This window comes from Streptomyces sp. NPDC088732 (assembly GCF_044751205.1).
In the GTDB taxonomy this organism is placed as follows: domain Bacteria; phylum Actinomycetota; class Actinomycetes; order Streptomycetales; family Streptomycetaceae; genus Actinacidiphila.
The window spans coordinates 16140-28644 of sequence record NZ_JBIVLI010000030.1; the positions used below are offsets into that span (position 1 = coordinate 16140).

The following is a 12505-nucleotide window of genomic DNA, read 5'->3' on the forward strand; positions in this document are numbered from 1 at the left end:
CTCTTTTTGTTGGGCGATGTCGTTCACATACGCGTTCAAGGGGATCGTTGTCGCCCACAAATGAACGCGCGCGACGGAATGCACAAGGCGGTCGCGGAGGCCCGGACGCGCTCCCGGAAGACACGGCTCCCGGAAGACACAGCGGGCCCCGGCCCGTCAGGGCAGTACACGGGCGCAACTGATGTACCGTCACCTCGCAGCGGGCGGCGGACACCTGCGCTTGTCACCGAGGTTTCTCCCACGAGCCCTTGGCGGTTGACGTGCGCGTCTCCGCGCGGGGCTGGGATGGCGTTCGATCGCGGTGCCCGGAGTTCCGGCACCGTGGAGGACCGTACGTCAGGAGAGGCATGTCCGTCACAGCCGAGAAGACACGCCGCGGAACGAGCCGGGTACGGCACGGTGCCTGGAGAGGGGCCGGCCTGGGCGCCGCCCTCGCCCTGGTGGCCCTGGTCCCGCCCGCGACAGCCGGGGCGTCGTCCAACGCGTCCCAGGTGTCCGCCCCGTTCACTGCGTCTTCCCCGCACGGGATCGCCTGGACCACGCAGAACGTGGCCCCCGGCATCCAGGTCCGCACCGGCGTCCTCGACGACGCCGACGCCGCCGGGGTGTGGACGGTCACCGTGCAGGCGCCCGCCGTCAACCGCCTCACCGGCGCGGCCACGTGGGCCCCGCTCGGGGACCGCACCTGGGCCGACGCCACCGCGGCGCGCCTGCGCGACGCCGGTTTCGAGCCCCGCCTGGAGCGCGTGGCGTGGGACGACTACTCCGACACCCCGCACGGCACGATGGGCTGGCAGGTCAGGGTCGGCGGGTTCGCCACCCAGGCCGCGGCGGGCACCACCAACTCCGGGATGACGGGAGCCGGTTTCCGCACCTCCGTCGAGTGGACCGGCTACGACGGTCGGCAGGCCGCCGACGGGGAGCGCATCCACGTCGCCGTCCTCGACCCGTTCCGCCTGCGCGGGACGATCGAGGTCAGCGACGGCGGCAACGCGGCGGACCGGGAGAAGACCTCCACGGTGGCCGGCCGGCTCGGTTCGCTGATCGGCGTCAACGGCGGCTTCTTCATCACCTCGGACGCCGACGGCGTCCAGGGCACGATGGCGGGTCTGTCCGCCGTGCACGGCGAGCTGGAGTCCATGGCCGTCGGTTCGCGCACCGCGCTGATCCTCGGCGACGGGGGCCGGCGGCCGCGCATCGCCGATCTGTCGACCACCGTGACGGTGCGGTCCGGCAACGCCTCGTACGCGGTGCAGGGCATCAACCGCGTCCCGGGCAAGCTCCGCAACTGCGGCCGCCCGGGCGCCGTTCCCACCGAGCAGCCCCGGCACGACACCACCTGCACGCTGGCGGACGACCTGGTGAAGTTCACCCCGGCCTTCCGGGCCGCGCTTCCCACGGGCGCGGGCACCCAGGTGGTCCTGGACAAGCGGGGCGTCGTCGTCTCCGCCGGTGCGCGCGGCGGTTCGGTACCGGAGGACGGCTCGGTCCTCCAGGGCACCGGCGCGGCGGCGGACTGGCTGAACGGCCACGCGGCGACCGGCCGGCGGCTGTCGCTGAGCGAGGTCGTCCGCGACTCCTCCGGGCGGCAGGTCCGCCTCGGCCCCGACGACAGCATCGTCAGCGCGGCGCCGACCCTCGTGCAGAACGGGCGGATCCACATCGACGCCGCGACCGAGGGCACGCTCGACCCGCGCGACCTGTCCTTCGGCTTCGCCTGGTCCAACGTCCGCCAGCCCCGCACCCTCGCGGGGATCGACCGGCACGGACGTCTGCTCCTGGTCACCGTCGACGGGCGCCAGCCCGGCGTCAGTGAGGGCTTCACGCTCGGCGAGGCCGCCCGCTTCATGCGGTCGCTCGGCGCGGTCCAGGCCCTCAACCTCGACGGCGGCGGCTCCTCGGCGATGACGGTCAAGGGCGCCCTCGTCAACGTCCCCTCGGACGCGACCGGTGAGCGCGCGGTCGGCGACACGATCCAGGTGCTCCCGGAGACGGGCAGGCACTGACCCCGAAGGGTCCCCCGGGGCGGCGTCCGTACGGGTGCCGCCCCGCTGTGCTGTCAGCGCGGCGGCACCGGGAAGAGCATGCAGCTGCTGGTCGCGTGGGCGAGCAACCGGTCCTGGGCGTCGAACAGTTCGGCCTGGGCGAGGGCGGTGCGGCGGCCCTGGTTGAGGACGCTGCCGACGGCGCGCACCTTGCCGGTGTCCACATTCATCGGGCGCAGGAACTTCAGGCTCAGGTCGAGCGAGGTGTACCCCGTGCCGGCGGGGAGGACGGACTGCACGGCGCAGCCCGCGGCCGAGTCGAGGAGCGTGGCGTAGACGCCGCCGTGGACACTGCCGATGGGGTTGTAGTGCTCCTCCCCCGGTTCCATGGTGAAGACGGCATGGCCGAACTCGACCTGTTCCAGGGTGATTCCGAGCGTCGCGGCGATGGGCGGGGCGGGCAGGCGTCCGGCCACGATGTCCTGGAGGAACTCCAGTCCGCTGCGCTGCCCGACGGCGGCCGCGGAGACGCTCGGGTCCTTCCACTCGAACGTGCGTGACCGGGTCATGGCCGCCCTCTCTCCAGCTGACTTCGGCATCCGAAGTTAGAGGGTCGCACATCTGGCTGTCAATGCCGAAGCCAGCTTACGATGACGGGCATGACCTGGCTGGAGACCAGCACCGAGAACTGCACCGTGCAACGCACCCTCGACCTGATCGGCGAGAAATGGTCGCTGCTGGTGCTGCGCGAGGCGATGAACGGCGTGCACCGCTTCGACGACTTCCGCCGGCACATGGGCCTGTCCGAGGCGGTGCTCGCGGACCGGCTGCGCAAGCTCGTCGCCGCCGGGATCCTCGACACGGTCCCGTACCGCGAGCCGGGCAGCCGCACCCGGCACGAGTACCGGCTGACCCGCAAGGGCTGGGACCTGTGGCCCGCGATGATCGCCCTCAAGCAGTGGGGCGACCGCTACACCGCGGATCCCGAGGGACCGCCCCTGGAGGTGGTGCACCGCGAGTGCGGCGCACCGGTGGAGGCGGTCGTCGTCTGCACGGACGGCGACGGGCCGCTGACACCCCGTCAGGCGGCCACGCGGCCCGGGGCGTCGGCCCGCGCGGCCACCTGACACGGCTGCCCGTGCCCGGACCTGACAGGTCCGGGCACGGGCCGGGTGCTGCTCAGCGATCACCGGAAGCCGTAGCCACCGAATCCGCCGAAGCCGCCGTAACCCCCGTAGCCTCCGAAGCCGTAGCCTCCGAAGCCGCCGTAACCTCCGTAGCCGCCGAAGCCACGGTAACCGCCGTAGCCTCCCCAGCCGCGGCCCCAGCCGCCACCCCAGCCGCCGCCCCAGCCGCCGCCACCGAAGTGGGCGGACGACACAGTGGCGGGAGCGACCTGCGGAGTGGCGGCGCTGGCAGCGCCGGCGCCGGCGAGTGCGAGAAGCGGTGCCGCCAGGGCGGCCGCGGCGACTCGACGAGTGGTGATGTTCGCGCGCATGGGACTTCCCTTCGGGACGGGAACGTCGGATCGCGGTCCGCGTGGGGCGACCGCTGCCGCACCGGCCCTTACGTGGTGGACCGGTACGACCTGGGCGCTTCGTCCGAGGACGTGGTCCCGCCGTTACAGACGTGACCAATGTGGCCAAAGCCACTAAAAACGCCCAGATATGACCGTGCCACGAGGGGGTCCAGGAGTCAAAAGATAGACAGGAGGGGGCAAAGCGCCGCCTGGGAACTGGACTTTCGCCGTATTCGCCACGCTCAGTAGCGAGTTGATCACTCACCGTGCGTGAGCGGTGCCCGTAAGGGCGTACAGCGCGCCGCACCGCTGCGTCGCCCGCCAAGTCCGGTCGTTCCACGGTGCGTTGAGCCTCGCTGCCGGCCTACCGCCGACCCGCCGACGACCGGCGGGCACCCCGTTTCCCGTACCGGAGCCCCGGAGTCGTGACGGAAAGTGTTCGTGCGACAACTTCATGTCGCGCGGAAATCGGCTTCGGTCCGTGAGGCCTCCGGCCCGGGCCCCGGGCCCGGTCATCCCTCACAGAGATGACTGACATCATCATTCATCTCCACCGCATGGGAAGCGACGAGCCCTCCCCGACGCTGCACCAGGCGGAAGGGCGGGAACCGGCGAACGGCCCCGCCCGCAGGAGAGCCCCACCCGGACCGCCCGACGCGGTTCCCGTACGAGGAGAGACAGCACCCGTGCTCGCAACAACCGCACAGCGGAGCCCGCGCACCACCGCGTCCGGCAAGGACGTACACGGTGTGCCGGGCTGGCTGGTCGCACTGCTCGCCGTCGCCACCGGTATGACCGTCGCCAACCTCTACTACGCCCAGCCGCTGCTGTCCTCGCTGAGCCGGGTCTTCCACCTCGGTACGACCGCCGCCGGAGGGCTGATCACCCTCACGCAGGTCGGCTATGTGATCGGCATGCTGTTCCTGGTGCCGCTGGGCGACCGGCTGGAGAAGCGCCGGCTCATCACCGTGCTGCTGGCCGTCACCACGGTGGCCCTGGCCGTCGCCGGATTCGCGACGAGCTTCCCCGTGCTGCTGCTCGCGTCCCTGGTGAGCGGCGCCACGTCGGTGGTCGCCCAGATCCTCGTGCCCTTCGCCGCGAGCCTGGCCCCCGACCACGCGCGGGGCCGGATCGTCGGCCGCGTCATGAGCGGGCTGCTCACCGGCATCCTGCTGTCGCGCACCATCAGCAGCCTGGTCTCCGACATCGCCGGCTGGCGCTACGTCTACCTGGGCTCCGCCGTCCTGATGGCCCTGCTCGCGGTGGCGCTGCGCGTGGCCCTGCCGGAGCACGCCCCGACGACCTCCATGCCGTACCTCCAGGTGCTGCGGTCGACGGCACGCCTGGTGCGCACGCACCCCGCACTACGGCGCCGGGGGCTCTACCAGGCGGCGATGTTCGGCGGGTTCAGCGCCTTCTGGACCACCGTGTCCTTCGTCCTGACCGGGCCCCGGTTCCACTACTCGCCCATCGGCGTGGCCCTCTTCGCGCTCGTCGGGGCCGCCGGTGCCGCCGTGGCCCCGCTGGCCGGGCACTGGGCGGACCGCAGGCTGGTGCGGCCCATGACGGGGGCCGCGTTCGCCGTGGCGGCGGTGGGCTTCGCCGTGGCGGGCTTCGGCGGGCACCACATCGTGCTGCTCGCGCTGGCCGCGATCCTGATCGACATGGCCGTGCAGACCACGATGATCCTCGGCCAGCACACCGTGTACCAGCTCGACGCCGGCGCACGGGCCCGCCTCAACAGCGCCTTCATCGCCATCTTCTTCACCGGCGGCGCCCTCGGGTCCCAGCTGGGCTCGCTCGCCTACCACGCCGCGGGCTGGACGGCGGTGAGCGCGTTCGGCGCCCTCCTGCCGCTGCTCGCGCTGGCCTACTGGGCCACCGAGCTGCGGCGGCCGCGGCCGGGCGCCACGGGCTGAGGCACCCGGAGCGGGCGACCGCGGCGGGGACGGCCGGTGTCATCCCGGCCCGGCGGTCCCCGCCGCGGGGATGTGCTCGATGTGCCGCAGCAGGGCCTCGACGGCCGGGGTCGGCTCGCCCTGCGGCCGGACCACCATCACCTTCCAGGCCGGGACGTGGTGGGTGAACCGCCGCACCGCCAGGCCGGGGAACCGGGCGGCGATGGACGCGGGCATGATGCTCACGCCCAGGTCGTGGCGGACCAGCTCGGAGGCGGCGACGATGTCGTTGACCTCGTAGGCGGTGGCGCGTTCCACTCCGGCGGCGCGGAACGAGCGGTCGACGGCGTACCGGACCGCCCACCCCGGCGAGAAGTCGACGAAGGGCAGCCGGGCCACCTCCGCGTGCGACACCACGTCGGTCTCGGCGAAGGCACGCGCGGGCGAGGCCACGAGCAGCATGTCCTCGCGCGAGAGCAGGCGGGTCACCAGGCCCCGCTGCTGCTCGCGGGCGAGCGCGACGACGGCCAGGTCCACGGTCCCCTCGCGCAGTGCCTGCCGGATGTCGGCCACGGCCGCCTGCCGCAGGTGGACGCTGACACCGGGATGGTCCCGGCGCAGGTTGGCGAGGGCATGGTGCAGTCCGGCCCACACCCCCTGCATCGTGCCGACGGTGACGCGCCCGCGCAGTTCGCCCCGTACCGCGTCGACGGCGGCCCGCGCGTCGGCCGCGGCCCGCAGCGCCGTCCGGGCCGCGGGCAGGAAGGCCTCACCGGCCGGGGTGAGGGAGACGCGGTGCGTCGTACGGTCGAAGAGCGGGCTGCCGAGCTCCTTCTCCAGGGCGCGCACCGTCCCGGACACGGCGGACTGCACCACGTGCAGGCGCCGCGCCGCCGCGGTGAACCCGCCCTCCTCGGCGACGGCGACGACCACTTCCATCTGCCGCAGGTCCATCGGCGCCCACCACCGTCCTCGCGTGTCCCGGGCCCTGGCGGCCATCTCCGCGGGAGATGGCCCGTACCCGTGATCATCGCATCCGCCGGTCCGGGCGGCGGGGCGGGCGCCGAGGTTCACGCGGAGGGTTCGCGGGCGCGGACTCCGTGGCACTGGACGACGACGGCGGCGATGTCGTCGCCGAGCCGTCCCCCGCCGTAGCGGAGCAGGTCCTGGTGGAGCCGGTCCAGCAGTTCGCGGGGCGACCTGCGGCCCTGGCCCCTTATCCAGTCCGCGAGCGGGAAGAAGGCACCGGTGCGGTCCCGGGTCTCGGTGACCCCGTCGGTGTAGAGCAGCAGCTGGTCACCCGGGTCGAAGGCGAAGGTGTCGACCCAGTAGCGGCCGCCGATGAGCCGCGCGAGGTTGAGCGGCGGGGACGGTGTCGTGGGCTCCAGCACGCGGATCTCGCCGCGGTGGATCAGCAGCGGCGGGGGGTGCCCGCAGTTCAGGATCCTGACGTGGCCGCTGCCGTGCGGGATCTCGGCGAGGACGGCGGTGGCGAATCGTTCCGGCAGATCGGGCCCCGGGAAGGTGGCGCTGTGCCGGGCGATGCTGGTCTCCAGGCGCGGCGGGATGTCCATCAGATCGGGCTCGTCGTGGGCGCTGTCGCGGAAGCAGGCGGTGATGGCGGCCGCCGCGCCCACCGCCGACAGGCCCTTGCCGCGTACGTCGCCGATCAGCAGCCGCACACCGTGCGGGGTGTCGGCCGCCTCGTAGAAGTCGCCGCCGATCCTGGCCTGCTCCTGCGAGGCCAGGTACAGCGACTCGATCTCGACGGACTGCATGCGGTGCGGCAGTGGTCGCAGCAGCACCTGCTGTGCCGCGTCGGCGACGAGCCGTACCTGGAAGAGGGCTTCCTCGCGCTGGAGCCGGACGTGGCTGGCGTAGGCGGCCGCCAGCGTGACCGCGACGATCGCGGCGCCCGTGTACGGGGTCCCGAGGTCGGGGTAGACCATGCCGACGCCGATCATGACCAGGAGGCAGCACACGCCCAGCAGGATCGTGGGGATGACAGGCCACATCGCGGCCGCGAGGGCGGGCGCGGTGGGCAGCAGCCGGCTGAAGGCGATCTCGCGCGGTGTGGCGAACGCCAGGACGGCGATCAGGACGGTCAGCAGCACCGGCGGCAGCAGGGCCGCCCGCCACCGGCCGACGCGGCGGGGGCTGCTGCCCCGTAACTGTCTGCGCATGACCACGAAACGCATCATATCGGCATAAAGAGTTCAACAGCAGCCTCGCGGCCCAGGGGTGAGGGTGGCCCAGAGTGAGTGCGGCCGCGCAGGCGGCCGGAGCAGCCGCCCCCGCGGACTCGGGTCACGAGCAGCCGAGGGAAGTATCACCGAGAGCTGACAGTCCCTCACATCCCAGCCGCAGAGGGCCCATTGGTGTGCCTGTCACCGTCCGGTGCGCGACGGGCCCTCCCCCGGGCCGCCGCGCAGGCGTGCGCAAGGGCCTGCCCGTGCGGGCGGCGGGAAGGCGGCCGCATAGGCTTCGCAGGTGTCCGACGAAACATCGCTCTCCCTCTTCGCCCTGCCGCCCGGGGCCCGCCGTACGACGCTGCCGACCCGGCGGGGTGAATTCGCGGCCCTGGAGGCCGCTCCCGAGGCCCCGGTCCGGGGCACCGTCCTGCTGCTGCCCGGCTACACCGGCAGCAAGGACGAGTTCATCCCCCTGCTGCGGGCCGTGACGGGCGCCGGCTACCGCGCGGTCGCCGTCGACGGCCGCGGCCAGGACGCGACGGCGGGCCCGGACGAGGAGTCCGCGTACGCGCAGGAGGCCCTGGTGGCCGACGTCCTGGCCCAGGCGGAGGCGCTGGCCGTGCCCGTGCACCTGCTCGGCCACTCGATGGGCGGACAGGTCGCCCGCGCCGCCGTCCTCACCGACCGCCGCCCGTTCCTGTCCCTCACGCTGATGTCGTCCGGCCCCGCGGAGGTCGGCGACGAGCGCGCTTTCCTGCTGAAGCTGCTGCTGGACGCCCTGGCGACCATGACCATGCAGCAGATCTGGGACGTGATGCAGCAGCTCAAGCCGTCCGCCACGACGCCGGCCGACACCGAGCTCCTGCGGCAGCGCTGGCTGCGCAACAGTCCGGTGCAACTCCGCGTCGCCGGGGCCCGGTTGCTGGAGGAGCCCGACCGGACCGACGAGCTGGCCGCCGTCGCGGCGCTGCCGGTGCACGTGCTGTACGGCGACCGGGACGACGCCTGGGCGCCGGACCTCCTCGCGGACATGGCCCGCCGGCTCGGCGCCCGCCGGACCGTCGTGGCGGACGCCGAGCACTCGCCGAACCTCCAGCAGCCGGCCGCCACGGCGGCCGCCCTCACGGCGTTCTGGGACGCACTGCCCGCCGCGGGCGGCGACGGCCCGCCAGACGGCAGCAGCCGTAGATCGTGAACGAGATCGTCGTGACGTAGGGGCTGATGGGGATGGTGCTGCCGAGCGCGAGGAGGATGCCGCCCTCGATCGAGAGGACGGCGAATCCCGCGCTCAGCACCGCCAGCAGAACCGGTGAGGCGGTCACCCGCGCCGCGGCCGCGGCGGGGGTGACAACGAGGGTCAGGACCAGCAGCGCCCCGATGATCTGCACCGACAGCGCGACCGCCGCCCCCAGGGCGAGCATGAAGGCGAGCGACAGCCCGCGCAGCGGCACGCCGCGGGCGGCCGCGACCTCCGGGTCCGCGCTGGCGAACGTCAGCGGCCGCCACATCACCGCCAGGGCGGCGAGGACGAGCACGGACGTGCCGATCAGCCAGGTCGTCTGCGGGGTGTCGACGGCCACGATCTGCCCGGTGAGCAGGCCGAACTTGTTGGCGGCGCGGCCTTTGTAGAGCGCGAGGAAGAGCACGCCCAGGCCGAGCCCGAACGGCATGATGATGCCGATCGCCGAATTGCGCTCCCGGGCCCGCGCGCCGAGCACGCCGATCGCGCCGGCCGCCGCCAGGGAGCCCACGATGGAGCCCGCCACCACGTTCACGCCGAGCAGCAGGGCGCCCGAGGCCCCGGCGAAGGACAGTTCGCTGATCCCGTGGACGGCGAACGGCAGGTCGCGCATGATCACGAAGACTCCCACCAGCCCGCCGACCAGTCCGATCACCGCACCGGCGATCAGGGAGTTGCGGACCAGGGGCAGGAGTTCGCCGTAGTGGTCGAAGACGAAGACCTGCTGCCACAGGCCGTCGGCGAGCGTCACGCCTGTCATGTCGGTCATCTCCGTGTCTGTTCGGGCGGTTCGGCGTGGTGCGGAGGGGCGGCCGTCTCGTCGGGCGCGCCGACGACCGTGACACGGCCGCCGACGCGGACGACGTCGACCCGGGTCCCGTACAACTCGGACAGCGACTCCGAGGTCAGCACCTCGTCCGGGGGCCCGGCGCGGTGGCCGCCGCGGGCGAGGTAGAGGACGCGGTCGGCCGCGGCCAGCACCGGGTTGATCTCGTGCGTCACGAACACCACGGCGGTGCCGTGCGAACGGCGCCGGGCGTCGACGAGCCCGGTCACCGCCCGCTGGTGGTGCAGGTCCAGGGAGAGCAGCGGCTCGTCGCACAGCAGGATCCGCGGATCGCCCGCCAGCGCCTGCCCGACCCGTACGCGCTGCCGCTCACCGCCGGAGAGCAGGCCGACCGGCTCGTCCGCGTAGGCCTCGGCGCCGACCGAGCGCAGCACCTCGTCCACCCGGCGGCGCACCGCGCGGCCGGACCGGCGCGGTCCGAAGACATGGCCGTCGATGCCGAGGCGCACCAGGTCCCGGGCCCGCAGCATGGTCTGCGCGGACAGCGCGGCCTGCTGCGGGATGTAGCCGATGTGCCGGCTGCCGCTGCGCGGGGGTTCGCCGAGTACGGTCAACGTCCCTGCGGACAGGGGCCGCTGGCCCAGCAGTGCGCGCACCAGACTGGTCTTGCCCGCGCCGTTGGGACCGAGGACGGCGAGGAACTCACCGGGCTGCACGTCGAGGTCCAGCCCCTCCCACAGCACGCGCGTGCCGTAGGCGAGCGCGCCACCGCGCAGGCTGATCACCGGGGCCGCGGCGGTGTCGCCGGTGCCGCCTTCCGGGGAACGGCCCTGGCGGGCCGGGGGGATGCGGGCCGCGGCCGGGTCGCTCATGCGCCCAGCGCGGCGGCGAGCGCGTCGACGTTGGCGGTCATCCAGCCGAGGTAGTCCTTGCCCTCCGGCAGCGTCTCGGTGACGGGGACGACCGCGACACCGGCCGCCTCGGCGGCCTGCTGGACCTTCTCGGTCTGCGGGCCCGAGGTCTGCTCGTTGTAGACCAGCGCCTTCACCTTCTTCCCGGTGAACAGCGCCAGGGTGTCCTGCAGCGTCCGCGGGGAGACGTCGTCGCCCTCCTCGACCGCCTCGCTGAAGTCCGGGGGTGTGGCGTTGCGCAGGCCGCTGGCGTCGATCAGGTACAGCGGGACCGGTTCGGTGATGGCCACGGCCTCGCCGGCGTGCGCCGCCTTGATGTCGGCCTCCTTCGCCATCAGCGGCTCCAGCTTCGCCTTGAACGCGGCGGCGTTGGCCTGGTAGTCGCTCGCGCCCGCCGGGTCGGCCCCGGCGAGCGCCCCGGCTATCTCGTCGGCGATCGCGGCGACGGAGGGGAAGTCGTACCAGATGTGCTCGTTCAGCTCACCGCCGGGCGGGGCGGTCTTGCCCGACACCTTCACCGCGTTGATCACACGGGCGGAGCCGTTGCCCGCGCTGCGCAGCATGCGGTCGACGAAGTCGTCGTAGCCGCCGCCGTTCTCGATCACAACCTTGGCCTTCGACAGCGCCAACTGGTTCTGCGTGCCCGCCTCGTAGGAGTGCGGGTCCTGGTCGGGACTGCTGATGATCGAGGTGACGGTGACCCGCCCGGCGCCGATGCTGCGGGCGATGTCCCCGTAGACGTTCGTGGAGGCGACCACCGGCACGTTCGCGGACGGTGCCGAGCCGGAGGACGCGGCCGCGGGCGACGCGGTGTCCTCCGTGGTGCCGCACCCGGCGGCGAGGACCGCGAGGCAGAGTCCGGCACTCAGGGCCAGGAGCCGGGACGGTGACGTGGGCAGGGACATGGATTCCTCCGACGCGCTGGGCAAGGGGTGGCGGCCCGGCACGGCGCGGTGCGTGGCGGGCTCTGGCGAGGACTATACACAAACGGTTTTCATTTCCGATAAGCACTTCCGCGCCGCTCGCAGCCGGTGGGGGGAGGATGGTGCGGGGATCACCCGGGACCCCCGACACGACGGGAGGGCGGGACATGACCGAGGCACTGGTGCTCGGCGGCGGAGGGGTCGCCGGGATCGCATGGCTGACCGGGCTGCTGGCCGGGCTCGCGGACACGGGTCAGGACGTCTCCGGGGCCGAGGTGGTCGTGGGGACGTCGGCGGGTTCCGCCGTCGCGGCCCAACTGGGCAGCGGGCTGCCCCTGGAGGAGCTGTACGCCCGGCAGACCGAGCCCGGGCTCCAGTCCGCGGAGATCATGGTCGACGTGGACCTGACGACCCTCGGCGAGCGGATCGGCGGTTCGCTGCAGAACGCCACCGGCGTCGCGGACATACGCCGCGCGGTGGGCAGGTTCGCGCTGGAGACCGGGACGGTGACCGAGGAAGTGCGCCGCAAGGTCGTCGAGGGGCGCCTCCCCTCGCACGCGTGGCCCGGCCGCACACTCAGGATCGTCGCCGTGGAGGCCGGGACCGGCGAGCCCCACGTCTTCGACAACACGTCCGGCGTGAGCCTGGTCGACGCCGTCACGGCGAGCTGCGCCGTGCCGGGCGTCTGGCCGCCCGCCACCATCGGCGGGCACCGCTACGTCGACGGCGGTGTGCGGTCGGCCACCAACGCCGACTACGCCGGGGGCGCCTCCCGGGTCCTGGTGCTGGCGCCGCTGGGGAGCACCGATCTGTTCCCGACCGAGGTACCCCTGGAGCGGGCCGTCCGCGAACTGCGCGCCGGCGGCGCCGAGGTCGCGGTCGTCGAACCGGACGAGGCCTCGCTCGCGGCCATCGGCACGAGCCCGCTGGACCCGTCCACGCGCCGGCCCTCCGCCGAAGCGGGCCGCGCGCAGGGGCGCGCGCTCCGGCTCCCGTGGAGCCGCTGACGGTGCACGGCAGTGGGCCCCCGCAGCGGCACGTCGCTGCGGG

The 12505-nt window shown here is 73.3% G+C and carries 12 protein-coding genes; 5 read left to right on the plus strand and 7 right to left on the minus strand.

The genetic code is table 11. From position 1 onward, the window contains the following. Positions 1–347: 347 nt before the first annotated feature. Positions 348–2006, plus strand: coding sequence for a phosphodiester glycosidase family protein (locus tag ACIP9H_RS36515; protein ID WP_401583617.1), 1659 nt, complete (start codon positions 348–350; stop codon positions 2004–2006). 53 nt (positions 2007–2059) lie between these two features. On the opposite strand, the gene ACIP9H_RS36520 is transcribed toward ACIP9H_RS36515, so the two are convergent. Continuing rightward, the gene (locus ACIP9H_RS36520) at positions 2060–2554 is read right to left on the minus strand and encodes a PaaI family thioesterase (RefSeq protein WP_401583619.1); all 495 of its coding nucleotides are present in this window, start codon (positions 2552–2554) and stop codon (positions 2060–2062) included. A gap of 90 nt (positions 2555–2644) precedes the next feature. Between ACIP9H_RS36520 and ACIP9H_RS36525 the strand changes: the two genes are divergently transcribed. Then, positions 2645–3112 carry a helix-turn-helix domain-containing protein gene (locus tag ACIP9H_RS36525; RefSeq protein WP_360905251.1) on the plus strand — a complete coding sequence of 156 codons (468 nt, stop codon included), beginning with the start codon at positions 2645–2647 and terminating at the stop codon, positions 3110–3112. Between the two features lie 59 nt (positions 3113–3171). Here the strand turns inward: ACIP9H_RS36525 and ACIP9H_RS36530 are convergent, their stop codons facing one another. Continuing rightward, on the minus strand, positions 3172–3483 hold the full coding sequence (locus ACIP9H_RS36530; RefSeq protein WP_360905249.1) for a hypothetical protein: 312 nt from the start codon (positions 3481–3483) through the stop codon (positions 3172–3174). Between the two features lie 707 nt (positions 3484–4190). Here ACIP9H_RS36530 and ACIP9H_RS36535 point away from each other — a divergent pair. Then, on the plus strand, positions 4191–5423 hold the full coding sequence (locus ACIP9H_RS36535; RefSeq protein WP_401583621.1) for an MFS transporter: 1233 nt from the start codon (positions 4191–4193) through the stop codon (positions 5421–5423). Between the two features lie 39 nt (positions 5424–5462). Here ACIP9H_RS36535 and ACIP9H_RS36540 read toward each other — a convergent pair whose 3' ends face one another. Both ACIP9H_RS36540 and ACIP9H_RS36545 read right to left on the minus strand, forming a co-directional pair. Beyond that, complete coding sequence (locus tag ACIP9H_RS36540; RefSeq protein WP_401583623.1) at positions 5463–6356, minus strand: LysR family transcriptional regulator; 894 nt, start codon at positions 6354–6356, stop codon at positions 5463–5465. Positions 6357–6472: 116 nt separating this feature from the next. Beyond that, a complete protein-coding gene (locus ACIP9H_RS36545; protein ID WP_401583625.1) occupies positions 6473–7585 on the minus strand; it encodes a PP2C family protein-serine/threonine phosphatase in 1113 nt (370 codons plus the stop codon). A gap of 307 nt (positions 7586–7892) precedes the next feature. Here ACIP9H_RS36545 and ACIP9H_RS36550 point away from each other — a divergent pair, with 307 nt between their 5' ends. Beyond that, entirely contained in the window at positions 7893–8789 is an 897-nt protein-coding gene (locus tag ACIP9H_RS36550) for an alpha/beta fold hydrolase (protein ID WP_401583627.1), read from the plus strand. Here the strand turns inward: ACIP9H_RS36550 and ACIP9H_RS36555 are convergent. Genes ACIP9H_RS36555 through ACIP9H_RS36565 form a run of 3 tightly spaced genes read right to left on the minus strand, consistent with a single transcriptional unit; the run spans position 8716 to position 11431 of the window. After that, positions 8716–9585: a metal ABC transporter permease gene (locus ACIP9H_RS36555; protein ID WP_401583831.1), complete on the minus strand. Its 870-nt coding sequence runs from the start codon at positions 9583–9585 to the stop codon at positions 8716–8718. The two genes, ACIP9H_RS36550 and ACIP9H_RS36555, sit on opposite strands and share 74 nt — an antisense overlap. Before the next feature lie 14 nt (positions 9586–9599). Beyond that, positions 9600–10493: a metal ABC transporter ATP-binding protein gene (locus ACIP9H_RS36560; protein WP_401583628.1), complete on the minus strand. Its 894-nt coding sequence runs from the start codon at positions 10491–10493 to the stop codon at positions 9600–9602. Next, positions 10490–11431 (minus strand): metal ABC transporter solute-binding protein, Zn/Mn family, encoded by a 942-nt coding sequence (locus ACIP9H_RS36565; RefSeq protein WP_401583834.1) that lies wholly within the window; start codon positions 11429–11431, stop codon positions 10490–10492. Before ACIP9H_RS36565 ends, ACIP9H_RS36560 begins: the two co-directional genes overlap by 4 nt. Positions 11432–11622: 191 nt before the next feature. Here ACIP9H_RS36565 and ACIP9H_RS36570 point away from each other — a divergent pair, with 191 nt between their 5' ends. Then, positions 11623–12462, plus strand: coding sequence for a patatin-like phospholipase family protein (locus ACIP9H_RS36570; RefSeq protein ID WP_401583630.1), 840 nt, complete (start codon positions 11623–11625; stop codon positions 12460–12462). Positions 12463–12505 lie beyond the last annotated feature (43 nt).

Bases quoted from the DNA above. Each gene is read 5' to 3' on its own strand.
- ACIP9H_RS36520 (WP_401583619.1), bottom strand. From the start codon at position 2,554: ATGACCCGGTCACGCACGTTCGAGTGGAAGGACCCGAGCGTCTCCGCG.
- ACIP9H_RS36530 (WP_360905249.1), bottom strand. From the start codon at position 3,483: ATGCGCGCGAACATCACCACTCGTCGAGTCGCCGCGGCCGCCCTGGCG.
- ACIP9H_RS36540 (WP_401583623.1), bottom strand. From the start codon at position 6,356: ATGGACCTGCGGCAGATGGAAGTGGTCGTCGCCGTCGCCGAGGAGGGC.
- ACIP9H_RS36525 (WP_360905251.1), top strand. From the start codon at position 2,645: ATGACCTGGCTGGAGACCAGCACCGAGAACTGCACCGTGCAACGCACC.
- ACIP9H_RS36560 (WP_401583628.1), bottom strand. From the start codon at position 10,493: ATGAGCGACCCGGCCGCGGCCCGCATCCCCCCGGCCCGCCAGGGCCGT.
- ACIP9H_RS36570 (WP_401583630.1), top strand. From the start codon at position 11,623: ATGACCGAGGCACTGGTGCTCGGCGGCGGAGGGGTCGCCGGGATCGCA.
- ACIP9H_RS36515 (WP_401583617.1), top strand. From the start codon at position 348: ATGTCCGTCACAGCCGAGAAGACACGCCGCGGAACGAGCCGGGTACGG.
- ACIP9H_RS36545 (WP_401583625.1), bottom strand. From the start codon at position 7,585: ATGCGCAGACAGTTACGGGGCAGCAGCCCCCGCCGCGTCGGCCGGTGG.